Source organism: Stenotrophomonas daejeonensis (genome assembly GCF_001431505.1).
Lineage (GTDB): Bacteria > Pseudomonadota > Gammaproteobacteria > Xanthomonadales > Xanthomonadaceae > Stenotrophomonas > Stenotrophomonas daejeonensis.
Map to the genome: position 1 here is coordinate 118,766 of NZ_LDJP01000010.1, position 17,322 is coordinate 136,087.

General features: G+C 70.3%; 11 protein-coding genes. 5 read left to right on the forward strand and 6 right to left on the reverse strand.

Annotated features, from left to right (window positions below; translation table 11 throughout):
• Positions 1-62 precede the first annotated feature (62 nt).
• Together ABB34_RS02140 and tmk are read right to left on the reverse strand one after the other, a co-directional pair.
• Positions 63-1,982 (reverse strand): M61 family metallopeptidase, encoded by a 1,920-nt coding sequence (locus ABB34_RS02140; RefSeq protein WP_057639579.1) that lies wholly within the window; start codon positions 1,980-1,982, stop codon positions 63-65.
• A gap of 101 nt (positions 1,983-2,083) precedes the next feature.
• Positions 2,084-2,764, reverse strand: coding sequence for a dTMP kinase (gene tmk, locus ABB34_RS02145; protein ID WP_057639599.1), 681 nt, complete (start codon positions 2,762-2,764; stop codon positions 2,084-2,086).
• A 222-nt stretch (positions 2,765-2,986) separates the two neighbouring features.
• Between tmk and ABB34_RS02150 the strand changes: the two genes are divergently transcribed.
• Positions 2,987-4,168 carry a DUF3667 domain-containing protein gene (locus ABB34_RS02150; protein WP_057639580.1) on the forward strand — a complete coding sequence of 394 codons (1,182 nt, stop codon included), beginning with the start codon at positions 2,987-2,989 and terminating at the stop codon, positions 4,166-4,168.
• A 41-nt stretch (positions 4,169-4,209) separates the two neighbouring features.
• Here the strand turns inward: ABB34_RS02150 and ABB34_RS02155 are convergent, their stop codons facing one another.
• On the reverse strand, positions 4,210-4,710 hold the full coding sequence (locus tag ABB34_RS02155; protein ID WP_425478922.1) for a hypothetical protein: 501 nt from the start codon (positions 4,708-4,710) through the stop codon (positions 4,210-4,212).
• Positions 4,711-4,828: 118 nt separating this feature from the next.
• On the opposite strand from ABB34_RS02155, the gene ABB34_RS02160 reads away from it, so the two are divergent.
• Together ABB34_RS02160 and ABB34_RS02165 are read left to right on the forward strand one after the other, a co-directional pair.
• Entirely contained in the window at positions 4,829-7,315 is a 2,487-nt protein-coding gene (locus tag ABB34_RS02160) for a DEAD/DEAH box helicase (protein WP_057639600.1), read from the forward strand.
• Positions 7,312-8,409: a ribonuclease H-like domain-containing protein gene (locus tag ABB34_RS02165; RefSeq protein WP_083490022.1), complete on the forward strand. Its 1,098-nt coding sequence runs from the start codon at positions 7,312-7,314 to the stop codon at positions 8,407-8,409. Before ABB34_RS02160 ends, ABB34_RS02165 begins: the two co-directional genes overlap by 4 nt.
• Positions 8,410-8,696: 287 nt before the next feature.
• Here ABB34_RS02165 and ABB34_RS02170 read toward each other — a convergent pair whose 3' ends face one another.
• From ABB34_RS02170 to ABB34_RS02180, 3 genes are all read right to left on the reverse strand, one after another.
• Positions 8,697-10,496, reverse strand: coding sequence for a M56 family metallopeptidase (locus ABB34_RS02170; protein WP_057639582.1), 1,800 nt, complete (start codon positions 10,494-10,496; stop codon positions 8,697-8,699).
• A gap of 3 nt (positions 10,497-10,499) precedes the next feature.
• Positions 10,500-10,898: a BlaI/MecI/CopY family transcriptional regulator gene (locus ABB34_RS02175; RefSeq protein WP_211258141.1), complete on the reverse strand. Its 399-nt coding sequence runs from the start codon at positions 10,896-10,898 to the stop codon at positions 10,500-10,502.
• An 85-nt stretch (positions 10,899-10,983) separates the two neighbouring features.
• Complete coding sequence (locus tag ABB34_RS02180) at positions 10,984-12,099, reverse strand: saccharopine dehydrogenase family protein (protein WP_057639583.1); 1,116 nt, start codon at positions 12,097-12,099, stop codon at positions 10,984-10,986.
• A 163-nt stretch (positions 12,100-12,262) separates the two neighbouring features.
• Between ABB34_RS02180 and ABB34_RS02185 the strand changes: the two genes are divergently transcribed.
• Together ABB34_RS02185 and gltB are read left to right on the forward strand one after the other, a co-directional pair.
• Positions 12,263-12,613: an I78 family peptidase inhibitor gene (locus tag ABB34_RS02185; RefSeq protein WP_057639603.1), complete on the forward strand. Its 351-nt coding sequence runs from the start codon at positions 12,263-12,265 to the stop codon at positions 12,611-12,613.
• 226 nt (positions 12,614-12,839) lie between these two features.
• The gene (gene gltB / locus ABB34_RS02190) at positions 12,840-17,294 is read left to right on the forward strand and encodes a glutamate synthase large subunit (protein ID WP_057639584.1); all 4,455 of its coding nucleotides are present in this window, start codon (positions 12,840-12,842) and stop codon (positions 17,292-17,294) included.
• Positions 17,295-17,322 lie beyond the last annotated feature (28 nt).

The window sequence follows — 17,322 nt, forward strand, 5'->3', positions numbered from 1 at the left end:
CCCTCTCCCGTGGGGAGAGGGGCTTTACTCTGTACCCTCCAAAATGAAAGGCACTTCAAGCCTCACTTCCTCGCGCTGAAGATCGGCGTCAGGTAATCGGTCGTGCCCTCGATGCGCTGCAATGATGGATACCGCAGGCCACCGTGGTAGTCGATGCTCAGGGTGCGGTAGACGTCCATTTCCTTGACCAGCAGGCGGATCGGCTGCTTGCCGGCCTTCGCCGCGCGCACCGCTTCTTCCAGTTCGTCGGCGCTGTATTGCAGGTCGTTGACCGCCAGTACCTGCATGCCGCTGCCGAGGCCGGCGTTGAACGCCGGGCTGTCCCAGCGCACCTCGCCGACACGGCCGCTGCCGTCCAGCGCCATGCCCAGCGAGTAGATGAAGTTTGCGCCGCGGCCCTTCATCAGCGCGCGGTAATAGGCGCTGGGCTTGTCGTTGTAGACCAGCTTCCAGCCCGCGGCCTCGATGCCGCCGGTCAGGCCGGCCCTGCGCTCCAGCCGGTCGCGCAGGAACTGCGTCCAGTCGCCGGTGGGCTGCACCTGTTCCAGCGTCGCGGCGACGTCCTCGAAGGTGTAGGTGTCCGGGCGCTCCCACTGGCCATCGTTCTTTCCGAAGAAGGCGCGGGCGAAATCGTCGAGGCTGCGCCGGCCCTTGCTGAGGCTGCGGATGCGCACGTCGGCCTCCAGCCACAGCATCTGCCCGCCCTGGTAGTAGTCCTCGCTCATCTGGTAGCCGCGGTAGGGCTTGGGCTTGCGACGGGCGATCACCGGATCGTTGGTGGTGTCGCCGAGCGAGCGCCATTCCAGGCCGGGGCGGTTGTCGGCGTAGGTGGCCGCGACCAGCGCCAGCGCATCGCGCGAGGCGTCCAGCGGGCGGATGCCGGCGCGCGCGGTCAGCACGTTGCCCCAGTACTGGGTCTGGCCTTCGTAGACCCACAGCAGGCTGCCCTGCATCGGCACGTTGTAATGCGGCGTGGCCATGTCGGCCGGGCGCCGGTACTTGCCGTCCCACGAGTGGGTGTATTCGTGGCCGAGCAGGTCGCTGCTGCCGACCTTGGCGTCCCAGCCGCTGAAATAGTCGCGGTCCTCGCTGTTCTCGCTGGAACGCTGGTGTTCCAGGCCGATGCCGCCAAGCTGGCTGGTCACCGCGAACAGGAAGTCGTAGTGGTCGTAATGCTCGGCGCCGAACAGTCTGCGCGCCTGCGTAACCAGCGCGCGGTGCTGCTCGATGTGCTCGGGCTTGGCTTCCAGGTCCTTGGCGCGGTCGGCGAACACGTTCAAGCGCACCGGGCGAGTGCCGGCCGGGGCGAGGTCGAAGCTGCGGTGGTAGCGGCCGGCGAACACCGGCGAATCGACCAGGATCTCCAGGTTGGTCGGCGCGTAGTGCACGGTGTCGCCGTCGCGGCGCTCCACTTCCAGCGCGCTGGCCGCTTCCCAGCCCTGCGGGTAGCGGACGCTGGCGCGGTAGGTGATGGCATGCGCGGCGTGGCCGGCCGGGTACAGCACCATCGCGTTCCATTGCAGGTTGAGCATGTTCGGCGTCATCACCGTGCGGCCCTGCGATGCGTCGGTGGGGCTGAGGAACTGGTAGTCCATGCGCAGCTCGCCCACGCCCTCGGGCACCTGCACCTCGAAGGTGTAGACGTCGAGCGGGTCGCGCACCCAGTCCAGGCGCTGGCCGTTGCCGGTGACGACCAACCCGGCCAGTTTCTCGATCGCGCCGGTGGGCGAATGGTTGCCCGGCAGCCATGCCGGGTAGTGGAAGCGCTGCAACCCGGCCTGCACCGGCACGGTCTGGCGCAGCTTGAACACGCGCTGGCCGAGGTCGGTGGCGTCCACGTCCAGCACGATCGTGCCCGGGTACGCGGCCTCGCTGATCGCCGTGCCGCGCGCATCCACGGCCACCGGTCCGGGCGTGGCATGCGCCAGTCCCGTGGACGCCAGCAGGGCCACACTCAACGCCGCCACTCGAAATACCCGCATCACGCAGACCTCGTCAGGGAAATGGACGCCCTATCGTGTCCGCACGCCCCGGCCCACGCATGGGCCGAACGGCATGGCTGCGGCTCCCGGCGGGTGCCGCCTCAGCCGAGGTCGGCGGCGCTCAGGCGTTCGAGCCTGCGCGCGTTTTCCGGCGACTTGCCGTCGCTCCCGAGGCGCCGGGCCAGCGCCGCGGCGATGGCCGCATGCGCCTCGCGCAGCACCTGTGCTTCGTCGTGGCTGGCGTCGATCACCTGCTTGCCGGCGATGTCCAGCTGCCGGAAGATCGCGCGGCAGCGCTCCAGGTTCTGCGCCGTCTCGAAGTGGTTGGGCACGTCGCCGCGGGCACGGATGCGCGCCAGCCCGGTTTCCGGCGGCAGGTCGAGCAGCAGCAGCAGGTGCGGGCGCGGCGCGAAGTCGTTCAGGCGTAGCAGCTCGTCCACCGGCAACCCGGCCGCGCCCTGATAGGCCACCATCGACGGGAAATAGCGGTCGAGGATCACCACCGCGCCGCGCTGCAGCGCCGGGAGGACCAGTTCCTCCACATGCTGGCGGCGGTCGCGCAGCAGCAGCTCCACCTCCTGTTCCGGGCTCAGCCGGCCCGTGGCGGCCGAGGCCCGCAACTGCGTGCCCCACGGCCCGTTGGTCGGCTCCTTGCTCAGCACCACCTCGGCGCCGGCCTGCTCCAGGATGTCGGCCAGCCGGCGCGCCAGCGTGGACTTGCCGGCACCATCGATGCCCTCGATGGCGATCAGCAGGCCGCCGGGAATGTGCTCTTTCGTCATCGCGCTACTGTAGCCGAAGCCGCCCGGCGCACCCACCGTTTCCACGCCGCCGCAATCGGCATGCGCCAGCAGCCATGAAGGAATCTCCGCGGAGCGCTCCTGCGGTCCGGCTTCCATTTCTTCACATATGGACGCAGGGGCGTGGTGCGCCGCAACCCGCGCGGCTGACCCGGCCGGCAATCGCCGTTATCGTGTGGCGCTTCGCCATCCGCCGTGTCCTTCATGAACCCGACCCGCGACAACCCGCCCGCCGTTGCCGCCGCGCCCGAGCACGGCAGCTGCGAGAACTGCCATGCCGCGCTGCACGGCCATTACTGCCACCACTGCGGGCAATCCGCGCACAACCCGCTCAAGCACTTCGGGCACGCGGTGGAGGAGGTGTTCGAGTCGTTCTGGCACCTGGACGGGCGCATCTTCCGCACCCTGCGCGACCTGCTGGTGCCGGGCCGGGTGGCGGTGAACTTCCTCAAGGGCCACCGGGTGGGCTACGTGCAGCCGCTGCGGCTGTTCGTCATCCTCACCCTGTTCACGTTCTTCGTCGGCAAACTGGCGCTGCACACCGAGGGGACGGGCGTGTTCGACCAGCAGGCCGGGCTGTTCGCACCGGCGCAGACCGCGGACGAGGTGGAACGGCTGCGGGTGGCGCAGGTGGCGGAGATGGAGCGCGTGCTTGGCGGTTCGCCCGGCGGCACCGCGAGCCTCGCCCTGACCATGACCGCGATCAACACGGCCGCTGCGCGGCGCCTGGCCGAGCTGGAAGGCACGCCGCGGGCCGGTGCCGGCGACTCGGCAGTGGCGCGCGCCGGCAAGGCGGCTGCGCGTGCCAGCGAAGGCCGCACCGGGCAGTTGTTCAGCCACGACGTCAACGGCAAGCCGTGGGACCCGCAGACCAACCCGGTGGTGCTGGCCGGCTGGCCGCAGTTCGCCAACCGCTGGCTCAACCAGCGCATGGAGAACACCCGCGCCAACCTGGAGCGCATGGACGGCAACGCCGACCTGTTCCTGCAGGCGGTCCTGACCGCCCTGCCGGGCGCGCTGTTCCTGCTGATGCCGGTGTTCGCGCTGGTGCTGCGCGTGGCCTACCTGCGGCGGCCGACCGGCTACCTCGAGCACCTGGTGGTCGCCCTGTACAGCCACAGCTGGCTGATGCTGGTGCTGCTGGCGACCTTCGCGGTGGCCGGCATCGGCGGCGCCATCGACAGCCCGGTGGTCGGCACCCTCGGCGACTGGCTGTACGTGCTGCTGTGGCTGGCGGTGCCGGTCTACCTGTTCTGGATGCAGCAGCGCGTCTACGGCGGCAACCCGGTGCTGACGATGCTGCGCTACCTCTTCATCGGCGGCGTCTACCTGTTCCTGGTGATCGCCGTGGTGATGTACGCGGTGCTGGCCGGCGTTTCCGCCTGAGGGAAAGCCCGCGACGGCGCGACTGACCGGGCCGGCGCCGTTCAGTCGCCCGTGCTGCAGCCTTCCTGCTGCCGGCAGAAGCGCAGCGCGCGAAGGCGCTGCTGCTCGCTCAGCTCCGGTGGCGGGCGGGCGACGGCGGACTGGATCTGGTCGCGGCCGTTGGTGAGCTTGTGCAGGCCCTTGGCGGCGGCCATCAGGCCGTAGTTGATGCCCATCATCAGGTAGCCGCCGCTCAGGCTGACCTGCTCCGGCGTGGGCGGTTCGCTCCATGAACGGCTGAAGCGGTTGTCCTCCACCTGCACCGGGTTCCTGAAACGGTACAGGTCCAGCGGCGGGTCCTCCTCGGGCTTGAGCGCGCGCACCTCGCCCAGGGTAGTGACGTCGCCTTCGGCCGGCGTGGGCCGGGATGCGTCCTCGGTATCTTCGGCGACCGCCGCAGGCTGTTCCGGCAGCGCCTGCTGCGCCTGTGCCACGCCGATCAGCATCGTGCCGGCCAGCGCCATCGACCGCCATCCACCCGCCTTCACCGTTGCCGTCTCCATCCTGCATGCCGGACCGGCAGTTTACGGACGGCGGATTCGGATTTCGTTGGCAACCGGCCGTCTCACGGGATGAGACGCTGCTGTGCTTCCATGCCGTCCTTTGATCGGCAGTACCGGCATGGCGTTTTCCCTCGCTCCCCGCACCGAAGCCAGCGAACGGGCGCTGGCGACCACCGACGGCCTGCCCTCGCGCGACGGTGCCTTGCTCGGCAAGCGACTGGCGAAGCGCTACGGCGACCGGGTGACGGGCAGCTTCACGATCCCCGGCCGCGAGGGCCGTTACGCGCCGATTCCCGATGACGTGCCCGAGGCACTTAAAGCGGCGTTGCAGGCACGCGGCATCGAGCAGCTATATTCGCATCAGGCCGAAGCGTGGGCGGCGACGCAGCGCGGCGAGCACATCGCCATCGTCACCCCCACCGCGTCGGGCAAGTCGCTGTGCTACACGCTGCCGGTGGTCAGCGCGGCGATGCGGGGCAACGCCAAGGCACTGTACCTGTTCCCGACCAAGGCGCTGGCGCAGGATCAGGTGGCCGAGCTGTTGGAACTGAACCGCGCCGGCGAGCTGGGCGTGCGCGCCTTCACCTTCGACGGCGACACCCCGGGCGATGCACGGCAGGCGATCCGCCTGCATGGCGACATCGTGGTCAGCAACCCGGACATGCTGCACCAGGCGATCCTGCCGCACCACACCAAGTGGGCGCAGTTCTTCGAGAACCTGCGCTACGTGGTGATCGACGAAATCCATACCTACCGCGGCGTGTTCGGCAGCCACGTCACCAACGTGATCCGCCGGCTCAAGCGCATCTGCGCGTTCTATGGCGTGCAACCGCAGTTCATCCTGTGCTCGGCCACCATCGGCAACCCGCACGCGCACGCCGAGGCGTTGGTCGAGGAGTGCGTGCATGCGATCACCGAATCCGGCGCGCCCAGCGGGCCCAAGCACATGCTGTTGTGGAACCCACCGGTCATCAACCCCGACCTTGGCCTGCGCGCCTCGGCGCGTTCGCAGGCCAACCGCATCGCGCGCATTGCCATCAAAAGCGGGCTGAAAACGCTGGTGTTCGCGCAGACGCGGTTGATGGTGGAAGTGCTGACCAAGTACCTGAAAGACATTTTCGACAACGACCCGCGCAAGCCGGCGCGCATCCGCGCGTATCGCGGCGGCTACTTGCCTACCGAGCGCCGCGAGGTGGAGCGGGCGATGCGCGCGGGTGATATCGACGGCATCGTCAGCACCTCGGCGCTGGAGCTGGGCGTGGACATCGGCGCGCTCGACGTGGTGGTGCTCAACGGCTACCCCGGCAGCGTGGCGGCGACGTGGCAACGCTTCGGCCGCGCCGGCCGCCGCCAGCAGGCCGCGCTCGGGGTGATGGTCGCCAGCAGCCAGCCGCTGGACCAGTACGTGGTGCGGCACCCGGATTTCTTTGCCAGCGCCACGCCCGAGCATGCGCGCATCGCGCCCGACCAGCCGCTGATCCTGTTCGATCACATCCGCTGCGCCGCGTTCGAGCTGCCGTTCCTGAGCGGCGAGCCGTTCGGGCCGATCGACCCGCTGGTGTTCCTGCAGGCGCTGGCCGAGAGCGAGGTGGTGCATCAGGAGGGCGAGCGCTGGGAGTGGATCGCCGACAGCTACCCGGCCAACGCGGTGAGCCTGCGCGCGGTGGCCGATGGCAATTTCGTCGTCGTCGATCGCAGCGACGGCAAGCAGCAGATCATCGCCGAGGTGGACTACTCCACCGCCGCGCTGACCCTGTACGAAGGCGCGATCCACATGGTGCAGAGCACGCCCTACCAGGTGGAGCGGCTGGATTGGGACGGGCGCAAGGCCTACGTCACCCGCACCCACGTGGACTACTACACCGACAGCATCGACTTCACCAAGTTGAAGGTGCTCGACCGCTTCGACGGCGATGGCGCCGGGCGCGGCGACTCGCACCACGGCGAGGTACACGTGGTGCGGCGCGTGGCCGGCTACAAGAAGATCCGCTACTACACGCACGAGAACATCGGCTACGGCCCGGTCAACCTGCCCGACCAGGAACTGCACACCACCTCGGTGTGGTGGCAGTTGCCGCAGGCCACGCTGCTGCGTGCGTTCGCGCAGAAGCAGGACGCGCTGGACGGCTTCCTCGGCGCGGCCTATGCGCTGCACATCGTCGCCACCGTGGCGGTGATGGCCGACGCGCGCGATTTGCAGAAGGCGGTGGGCAACGGCGATGGCGCATGGTTCGCGGTGGCCGACCAGAGCGGCCGCGGCCAGCTGCGCGGCAACGAGGGTGGCGAAGGCGCGGTGGAGTTGATGCAGAGCTTCGTGCCGACGGTCTATCTGTACGACAACTTCCCCGGTGGCGTGGGCCTGAGCGAGCCGCTGTGGCAGCGGCAGGGCGAGTTGGTGCAGCGCGCATTGGAACTGGTGGAGCGTTGCGATTGCAGCGCCGGTTGCCCGGCCTGCGTAGGCCCGGTGCTGGCTGCGCAGGAGGAAGGTGGTGGCGAGACGCCACGTTCGCTGGCGTTGAAGGTGTTGTCGCTGCTTTCCGACGAGCGCTGCGGGCAGGTGCCGGCCGCCATACCCGCCGACGAGGCGCTCGACCTGTTGCCATGAGCATCAGCCTGGACAAGCTGAAGGCGCTGCGGAAGCAGGCGGGGCATACGGATGCACCCGCTGCCGCTGCACCTGCCGTTGTAGGAGCGCCGCCAGTCGCGAAGCCGATACAGCCGGAATCCGAGGTAATGCCCGTTTCTCCGGATACATCCGGCAATTCGCCGGCCTCGGCAGATTCATCGGCTTCGCGACTGGCCGGAGCCGGCATGCCGGCCCCACTCCTACAACAGCCGAGGCAATCCACGCGCGAGGCATCGGTGTTCGGCTGGGTGGAAAACATCCAGCACAAGCCACGTCGCGCACCGGACGGCAACGCCCTGCGCCGCCTGCTGGCCACCCGCAACCGCGCCATCGCGCCCGTGCCACGTACCGAACGCGGCCCCCTCGACCGCGACCTGCCCGGCACCGAGATCGCGCCCGGCCTGCACCTGATCGAAGCCTTCCTGCCGCAGCCCATCCCCGCGCAGCCGCTGTCGCTGGCCTTCAGCAAGCGCCCGGACGAAAGCGTGCAGCCGCGCGACCTGCTGTTCTTCGACACCGAAACCACGGGCCTGGCCGGCGGCACCGGCACCCGCGCCTTCATGATCGGCGCGGCCGACTGGCAACACGACGCCACCCACGGCGAAGGCCTGCGCGTGCGCCAGCTGCTGATGGCCACGCTGGGTGCGGAACGCGCGATGCTGGAGACGTTCGCCGGCTGGCTGGCGCCGACCACGGTGCTGTCCAGCTACAACGGCCGCTGCTACGACGCACCGCTGCTCAAGACCCGCTACCGGCTGGCGCGGCGTGGCGACCCGCTCTCCGCGCTGGACCACGTGGACCTGCTGTTCCCCACCCGCCGCCGCTACCGCGGCACCTGGGAGAACTGCCGGCTGGCGACCATCGAACGCCAGCTGCTGCGCATCCAGCGCGAGGACGATTTGCCCGGTTCGGAGGCGCCGGCCGCGTGGCTGGATTACCTGCGCGGCGGCAGCGCGCGCAACCTGCGCCGCGTCGGCGAACACAACCACCAGGACGTGGTGACGCTGGCGCAGCTGTTCCTGCGCCTGGTGGAAGCCGAGGCAGAGGAGCTGACTGCGACCACGGCGATGTAGAGCGGGGCTTGCCCCTGCTGGGGGCATTGGCGGGAAAGGTCCCTGCCCGGGCAAGCTCGGCACTACGGGACGCAATGGCGCTCCCGCAGCAGGCAGGTCGGGGCTATGCCCCCGATGCCAGTATTCGCCTATCCCGCGCGTCGGGGGTGTAACCCCGACCTACGAGACGGGTGCGGGCCGAGGCGGAGGGACGGGCATCGACCTCGACGCCGTAGGTGCGGGGCTTGCCCCGCACACGCACTACCGGGAAGGCGTCAGTGAGGGGCAAGCCCCTCACCTGCGGAAGATCAACCGCTGACCGGCTCGGCAACGCCCTCGCGAATCGCCTTCCGGATCATCGCCTCCACCTCGCGCCGTGCGCGCGCACTGGCCTCCGCCTGCTGCTTGCCCAGCCGGGCCTGCTGCTTGCCGAGTTCGGCCTGCTGGCGCGCCAGCGTTTCCATTTCGGCACGCATGGCCGGGCTGTCCATTTCCGCGCGCGCCTTTTCCGCTTCGCGGCGCGCGTCCTCGGCCGCCTTGCGCAGGACCGCGCCGTCGTCGCGGGACAGTGCCAGTTGCGCCTGCCGGGCGGCGATGGCCCCGATGCGGGCGCCGATTTCGCCCATCTGCGCACCGATCTCGCCCTGGCGCTCGCCCAACCGGCCCTGCTGCTCGCCAAGCCGGCCCTGTGCCTCGCCCAGCCGCGAGGTTTCGGCGAACGCCTGCTGGAAGTGCGACAGCGTATCGGCATCGCGCACGACATACGCCTGCCCGTCGCGGCGCAGCAGCAGCACGCCGTTGCCGTCGTCCAGCTGCCGTGCCTGCTGCAGGTCGGCGCTGGAGCCGTTCATGATGCTGTGGTTGTCCTTCAGCAGCACGTAGCCGTTGCGGCTCGCATCGCTGGAGAGGTGGATCACGCCCTGCGCATCGAGCGGCGGGGCCGGCGGCGCAGGGGGAGCCGGCGGCGGCGGCGGGACGGCCGACGGCGGCGGTGCGGGAACCGCGGCGGGCGCGGCGCCGGCCGATATCACGGTGCTCAGTACCGACGTGCCGGCGACCGGGGCCGCGGGAGCGGCCGGGGCGATGGGTGCCGCGGGCGGTGCCGGCGGGGCGGGCGGCACCGGCATGGCGACCAGCCGCATCGGCAGTACGCCGGCCAGGGCCACCGCGGCGACGATCAGGCCCGCGCCCACGCGCGGGAAGGAGGATGTGTTCTGCAACATGAGCAGTCTCCGCTTGAGGCTGAGGAAGGTCGGCGAGGCGCTGGCAAGGCCAGCACCGGGCCGCGGGGCGACGCCCAGCTGCAGCAGCAGGCGTCCGTAGTGCTGGCGGCAATGGCGGTCGCCGGCGACCACCGCCGCATCCACCGCCGCTTCGCGGGCAATCGCGTATTCGCGCGCGGCCAGGTGCACCAGCGGGTGGAAGAAGAACAGGTGCTGGGCCAGCGCCGGCAGCAGCCCCCACCACAGGTCGCGGCGCTGCAGGTGCACCAGCTCGTGGGTCAGGGCCATGTCCAGGTCGTCGTCGCCCATGCGCTGCAGGCCGCGCGCCGGCAGCAGCAGCACCGGCCGCCACGGGCCGACCAGCTGCGGCGAATCGATGGCCGCGCTGAGCATCAGCCGAGGCGCGCGGCGCAGGCCGTGCGCCTCGGCCGCCAGCTGCAACGCGGCATCCAGGCGGCGGTCGTCGCAGGGTCGCGCCATGCGCAGCAGGGCACGGCTGGCACGCCATGCCGAGGCGGTACGCAGCGCCATCACCACCACGCCGGCCAGCCACAGCACCATTGCCACGTGCAGCCACGACCAGCCGCTTTCCAGTGGCAGCGGCGTCATCACCACCAACGGTGCCGCGGCGTCAGCCGGCGCCGGCGCGGCCTGCTGCACCAGCTGCGCGGCTTCCACGGCCGGCAGCACCGGCAGCTCCAGCGGCGCGGCCCACAGCAGGCCCAGCACCGCCTGCAGCGCCACCAGCCACCACAGGCCGCACTGGGTGGCGGCCGGCAGGCGCCGCACGCAGCGGCACAGTAGCCATACCACGGCGGCCAGCGCCACGGTCTGCACGCTGGTGGCCAGCAGGCGGTTGCCAAGCAGTTCGAGCAGGGTGTCCATGGTTCAGTCCTCGCGGCGCTGCGATTGCAGCCGGCTGACCAGTGCCTGCAGTTCGGCCAGCTCGTCGTCGCTGACCTCGGCCTTTTCCGACATCCATGCCACGAACGGCGAGATCGAGCCCTGCAGGGTCTTCTCGACGAAGCTGCCGACCGCGCTGTTCACCACTTCCTGCTGCCCGGCGGTGGCCTCGTAGCGGTAGACGCCGGCGTGCTGCGCGCGCCGCAGGTAACCCTTTGCCCGCAGGCGTTCCATCATGGTCAGCACGGTGGAACGGGCCAGCCCGCGCGACTCGCCGAAACCGGCGGCCACCTCGCCGACGCTGGCCGGCTGGTTCTCCCCGAGGTAGTGCAGCAGGGCCAGTTCCTGGTCCCCGATGGTCTTGCGGCGCATGCCCGGCTCCATGACTACATTTGTCGTCACGATAGCGGTGACGACAAATGTAGTCAATAGCCCGGAGGGCGGGGCGACCTTCGTCGGGCCGGCGGCGTCAGGAAACGGTGCTGTCGATCCGCCAGCGGGCGAACTCTTCCTCGAACTCGGCCAGCGTCAGCAGGCCCATGCAGGCATGTGCACCCACCGGCAGCGGCTCGCCGGCGGCCAGTCGGCGCGCCAGCAGCACTGCGGCGAAGGTGGGGATTTCCGGACCGTGCAGCATCGGCGCGGTGAGGTCCCAATGCAGGGTGTGTTCGACGCCGTCGCGCAACCCGCGCAGGGTCACGCGCATGCCGCCCAGGTCGCTGCCGAAGCGGTCGAAGCAACGCCCGGCGCGGGCGAACACGCCGGCCAGCGCTGCCATCGGCAATGGCAGGCCGTGGCGGCGCAGCCAGGCGATGCCGGCCAGGCACCGCGACAGCAGCGGCAGCTCCAATGCGGCGCGAAAGCGCACCGTCTGCACGCCGGGGTGGCGCTGCACCAGCAGGTCGTGGTCGGGCACGTCGCAGGGCGAGGCCAGGCGCGGGGCGATGCGCGCGAACGTCACCGGCTGCGGGCCGGCCCAGCCGGTCACTCGCTGCCAGCGCCCGTCGACCCAGCATTGGAACGGCTTGCCGCAGTAAGACAGCACCGCGCGCACCGTGGCCATGCCCAGCGGCGTGGCCTGCGCCGGGGCGATCACGATGTCGATGGCCTGCAACACGTCGAAGCGCCCGCGCAGCGCATCGACCACCGCGCTGGACAGCGCCGGCAGCGTGCTGGCGCCGCTGATCGCGCAGCGCCCGGCCTGCCGCGCCACCGCGTCCAGCTGCGCGGGGAAGTCACGCACGAAGGCACGGCCATCGGCCAGGTCGATGTAGTGCATGCCGGCCTGCAGACACGCCTGCGCGACGTCGTAGCCCTGCCCCTGGAACGGCCCGGCGGTGTGGATCACCAGCGCGGCACCGGTGGCGGCCAGTTGCGCCGGGAAATCGGCGGCGGCGACGTCCAGCCGGCACAGCTCGATGCGCGACAGGTCGACGCCGGGCAGGTGGCGCGCGGCCGCCTCGGGATGGCGCCCGGCCGCGATCACCCGCAGCCACGGCGACGACGCCAGCGCACGCACGATGCGCGCGCCGAAATGCCCGTATCCCCCCAGTACCAGCACACGACAAGCGTCCGGCTGCGGCATCACCCCTCCAATGCGACGAATCCAGCGCGATTATCGGCCTGCGCCGCGCGTTCGCGCACCGCTCCGCGCTCCTGTCCTATCCTTGGGCCATCCCCATTCCGCTGTGGAGCCCTTGATGCATTTCCCATCGACCATCCGCGGCCCGCGCCGCGCCCTCGCCCTGATGGCGGCCACCGCGCTGGCCCTGCTCCTGGCCGCCTGCAACGGCCCGGTCCCGGAAGAGCAGGACCGGGCGCTGGACCAGGCCCAGCAGGCCGCGGCCGAAGCCGCCACGCCCGATCCCGACGCCGCCGCCACGCCGCCGCCGGTGGGCAGCTGCGACGCCAGCCAAGTGCAGGGGCTGGTCGGCCAGGCATATACGGACGAACTGGCCGAGCAGGCCCGGCAGGACGCCGGTGCCGGCCAGGTACGCCAGCTCAAGCCCGACCAGATGATCACCCTGGAGTACCTGGGCGAGCGCCTGAACATCGAGGTGGACGAGAAGAACCTGGTCAGCGGGGTTCGCTGCGGTTGATCGCCGCAGCGGCCAAAGCCTTGCAGGGCAAGGCTTTGGTTGCCGCCGCAACGATGTATTGCGGCGTCGCAGCATCCATGATCTAGTCGAGCGCATCCGGTGGCCTCAACGCTGCGCTCCAGTGACGGGCATGCCGTGCACGTGCAAGCAACACCGCCGTGCATGGCATGGCGCGATGGACGAGGGAGAGGTGTCGCCGCTCACCTGACATCGCACTGAGGCACAGATGACCCTCCGCAACCGCCAGGGGCTCTACGACCCACGGGACGAACGCGACGCCTGCGGCTTCGGCATGGTCGCGCAGCTGGACGACCAGCCTTCCCGCCTTCTCGTCGACACCGCCATCGCCGCGCTCTCGCGCATGACCCACCGCGGCGGCGTCGCCGCCGACGGCCTCACCGGCGACGGCTGCGGCCTGCTGCTGCGCAAGCCCACCGCCTTCCTGCGGCGGCTGGCCGAGGAAGCCGGCCTGCAAGTTGGCCCCAACTTCGCCGCCGGCGTGGTGTTCCTGCCGCACGACGCGGGCGAGGCGCAACGCTGCCGCGACGAGCTGGACACGCAGCTGCGCAACGCCGGTTGCCAGCCGCGCGGCTGGCGCGTGGTGCCCACCGACGACAGCGTCTGCGGCGAACTGGCGCGCGCCACGCTGCCGCGGGTCGAGCAGGTGTTCGTCGATGCCGGCGCCGGCCAGGGCGCCGAGCCGTTCGCGCTGGCGCTGTTCCTCGCCCGCCGCCGCAGCGAGCAGAACCTGCGCGACGTCGACGATTACTACGTCACCACGCTCAGCGCCGAGGCCATCAGCTACAAGGGCATGGTGCTGCCGGACAAGCTTTCGACCTTCTACCCGGACCTGCAGCGCCACGAACTGGCCTCGTCGGTGGTGGTGTTCCACCAGCGCTTTTCCACCAACACGATGCCGCGCTGGCCGCTGGCGCACCCGTTCCGGCTGCTCGCCCACAATGGCGAGATCAACACCATCGAGGGCAACCGCCACTGGGCGCAGGCGCGCAGCAAGGTGTGGAAGACGCCGAAGTTCGACATCGCCGAGTTCGACCCGGTGATCTCGATGCACGGCTCGGATTCGCAGAGCATGGACAACATGCTGGAGCTGATGGTGGCCGGCGGCATGGAGCTGATCCAGGCGCTGCGCATCCTGGTGCCGCCGGCGACGCAATCGCTGGAATTCAAGGACGCCGACCTGGCCGCGTTCTACGAATTCCACGGCCTGAACACCGAACCGTGGGACGGCCCGGCCGGCATCGTCGCCTGCGACGGCCGCTACGCCGCCTGCACCCTGGACCGCAACGGCCTGCGCCCGGCGCGCTGGCTGCTCACCTCCGACCGCCACTTCCTCGTCGCCTCCGAGGCAGGGGTGTGGGAAGTGCCGACCGAGCGCGTGGTGCGCAAGGGCAAGCTGGGGCCGGGCGAGATGATGGCCATCGACCTCAAGCGCGGCGACCTGCTCGACTCGGACGCCATCGACCGCATCAACCGCACGCGCGCGCCATACAAGCAGTGGCTGCACCAGGGCGTGACCTGGCTGCAGACCGAACTGATCGACCCGTCGCTGGCCGAGGAGCCGTTCGACGAGGCCACGCTGCGCAGCTACCACAAGCTGTACCAGCTCACCGCCGAGGAAGTGGACCAGGTGCTGCGGCCACTGGCCGAGATCGGCCAGGAAGCCACCGGCTCGATGGGCGACGACACCCCCATCGCCGTGCTCAGCCGCAGCACGCGGCCGCTGTACGACTACTTCCGGCAGGCGTTCGCGCAGGTCACCAACCCGCCGATCGACCCGCTGCGCGAAGAGTGCGCGATGTCGCTGACCACCCAGCTCGGCCGCGAGACCAACATCTTCCACGCCGGCCCGGAGACGGTGAACCACGTCATCCTCAACTCGCCGGTGCTCAGCCAGCGCAAGCTGCGGCAGCTGCTGAAGATGGAGCAGTACGTCGAGAAGAACCGGCTGGTCGACCTGTCCTACGGCGTCGAGGAAGGGCTGAAGGCCGGCATCGAGCGCATCTGCGCCGAGTGCGAGCAGGCCGCGCGCGAGGGCGTGGTGATGCTGCTGCTGTCCGACCGCTACCCGGTGCCGGAGCGGCCGATGGCGCACGCGCTGCTGGCCACCAGCGCGGTGCACCACCACCTGTCGAAGGTGGGCCTGCGCTGCGACGTCAACCTGATCATCGAGACCGGCACCGCGCGCGACGCGCACCACATGGCCTGCCTGCTCGGTTTTGGTGCCACCGCGGTGTACCCGTACCTGGCCTACCAGACCCTGTTCGACCTCGGCCGCCGCGGCATCCTGCAATTGAAGAAGGGCGGCGAGGTCTCGCAGATCGGCCGCAGCTACCGCAAGGGCATCTACAAGGGCCTGTCCAAGATCATCTCCAAGATGGGCATCTGCACCGTCGCCAGCTACCGCGGCGCGCAGCTGTTCGAGATCATCGGCCTGGACCCGGACGTGATCGAGCTGTGCTTCCCCGACGCCACCGCACGCATCGGCGGCGTCGGCCTGGCGCGGCTGGACACCGAGGCGCGCGAGCTCACCGTGCGCGCCTGGAACGAGCAGGTGCCCACCGAGGTCGGCGGCCTGCTCAAGTACGTGCATGGCGGCGAGTACCACATGTACAACCCGGACGTGGTGATGACCCTGCAGCGCGCCGCGCGCACGGGCGACGCCGCCGACTGGCAGCGCTACTGCGAGGCGGTGCACGCGCGCCCGGCCTCGGCGCTGCGCGACCTGCTGCAGCTCAAGCCGGCCGCCGTGCCGGTGCCGCTGGACGAGGTGGAACCGGTCGAATCGCTGTTCAAGCGCTTCGACACCGCCGCGATCTCGCTCGGCGCGTTGTCGCCGGAAGCGCACGAGGCGCTGGCGATCGCGATGAACCGCCTCGGCGGCCGTTCCAACTCCGGCGAAGGCGGCGAAGACCCGGTGCGCTACGGCACCGACAAGCGCAGCAAGATCAAGCAGGTGGCGTCGGGCCGCTTCGGCGTCACTGCCGAATACCTGGTCAACGCCGAGGTGCTGCAGATCAAGGTCGCCCAAGGCGCCAAGCCCGGCGAAGGCGGCCAGCTGCCCGGGCACAAGGTCAACGAGCTGATAGCGCGGCTGCGCTACGCCAGGCCCGGCATCGGCCTGATCTCGCCGCCGCCGCACCACGACATCTATTCGATCGAGGACCTCGCGCAGCTGATCTACGACCTCAAGCAGGTCAACCCGGAAGCGCTGGTGTCGGTGAAGCTGGTCTCGCATGCCGGCGTCGGCACCATTGCCGCCGGCGTGGTCAAGGCCGGCGCCGACCTGATCACCGTGTCCGGCCACGACGGCGGCACCGGCGCCTCGCCGATCAGCTCGATCCGCTATGCCGGCGTGCCGTGGGAACTGGGCGTGGCCGAGTCGCACCAGGCGCTGGTCGGCAACGACCTGCGCGGGCGCACCATCCTGCAGACCGACGGCGGCCTGAAGACCGGGCTGGACGTGGTCAAGGCCGCGCTGCTGGGCGCGGACAGCTTCGGCTTCGGCACCGCGCCGATGATCGTGCTGGGCTGCAAGTACCTGCGCATCTGCCACCTCAACAACTGCGCCACCGGCCTGGCCACGCAGGACGAGCGCCTGCGCGAGCACCACTACACCGGCCAGCCCGAGCGGGTGGAGAACTTCTTCCGGCTGCTGGCCGGGGAGGTGCGGCAGTGGCTGGCCTATCTTGGCGCGCGTTCGCTGGACGAGATCGTCGGCCGCACCGACCTGTTGCAGCAACTGGAGGTGGAGCCGCGCGAAGGCGTCAGGCTCGACCTCTCGCGCCTGCTGGCCCCGGCCCATTACGACGGCGCGCACTGCGCGGCGCAGCGCCTGTACCAGTCGCCGGACAGCCTGGCCACGCAGATGGACAACCTGCTCGGCGACGCCATCGCCCGCAAGCGTGGCGGCGAGCACCGCTTCCTGATCCACAACACCGACCGCTCCATCGGCACCCGCCTGGCCGGCGCGGTGGCGCGCGCGCACGGCAACCACGGCATGGCCGACGCCCCGCTGTACCTGCGCTTCCGCGGTACCGCCGGGCAGAGCCTGGGCGCGTTCAACGTCGATGGCCTGAACCTGGAAGTGGAAGGCGAGGCCAACGACTACGTCGGCAAGGGCATGGCCGGCGGCCGGCTGGTGGTGCGCCCGCCGCGCGGCGCCCGCTTCGAGGCGCGCAACACCGCCATCGTCGGCAACACCTGCCTGTACGGCGCCACCGGCGGCGAGCTGTTCGCCGCGGGCCGCGCCGGCGAGCGTTTCGGCGTGCGCAATTCCGGCGCGCTGGCGGTGATCGAAGGCGCCGGCGACCACTGCTGCGAATACATGACCGACGGCATCGTCGCCGTGCTCGGCAAGGTCGGGCAGAACTTCGGCGCCGGCTTCACCGGTGGCCTGGCCTACGTGCTGGATATCGACCGCGACTTCGTGGACCGCTACAACCACGAGCTGATCGACATCCACCGCATTTCCAGCGAGGGCTTCGAGAACTACCGCCAGCACCTGCACACCCTGGTCGGCCGCCACCGCGAGCTGACCGGCAGCATCTGGGCGCAGCAGATCCTCGACGAGTTCCGCGACTACGTCGGCAAGTTCTGGCTGGTCAAACCGAAGGCCGCCAGCATCGAATCGCTGGCCGAGTCGCTGCGCAGGGCCGCCTGACGGCGGCGGGAACAGGGAACGGGGAATG

Coding starts and splice junctions, on each gene's coding strand:
- ABB34_RS02140 (WP_057639579.1), bottom strand. CDS start 1,982: ATGCGGGTATTTCGAGTGGCGGCGTTGAGTGTGGCCCTGCTGGCGTCC.
- tmk (WP_057639599.1), bottom strand. CDS start 2,764: ATGACGAAAGAGCACATTCCCGGCGGCCTGCTGATCGCCATCGAGGGC.
- ABB34_RS02150 (WP_057639580.1), top strand. CDS start 2,987: ATGAACCCGACCCGCGACAACCCGCCCGCCGTTGCCGCCGCGCCCGAG.
- ABB34_RS02155 (WP_425478922.1), bottom strand. CDS start 4,710: ATGGAGACGGCAACGGTGAAGGCGGGTGGATGGCGGTCGATGGCGCTG.
- ABB34_RS02160 (WP_057639600.1), top strand. CDS start 4,829: ATGGCGTTTTCCCTCGCTCCCCGCACCGAAGCCAGCGAACGGGCGCTG.
- ABB34_RS02165 (WP_083490022.1), top strand. CDS start 7,312: ATGAGCATCAGCCTGGACAAGCTGAAGGCGCTGCGGAAGCAGGCGGGG.
- ABB34_RS02170 (WP_057639582.1), bottom strand. CDS start 10,496: ATGGACACCCTGCTCGAACTGCTTGGCAACCGCCTGCTGGCCACCAGC.
- ABB34_RS02175 (WP_211258141.1), bottom strand. CDS start 10,898: ATGGAGCCGGGCATGCGCCGCAAGACCATCGGGGACCAGGAACTGGCC.
- ABB34_RS02180 (WP_057639583.1), bottom strand. CDS start 12,099: ATGCCGCAGCCGGACGCTTGTCGTGTGCTGGTACTGGGGGGATACGGG.
- ABB34_RS02185 (WP_057639603.1), top strand. CDS start 12,263: ATGGCGGCCACCGCGCTGGCCCTGCTCCTGGCCGCCTGCAACGGCCCG.
- gltB (WP_057639584.1), top strand. CDS start 12,840: ATGACCCTCCGCAACCGCCAGGGGCTCTACGACCCACGGGACGAACGC.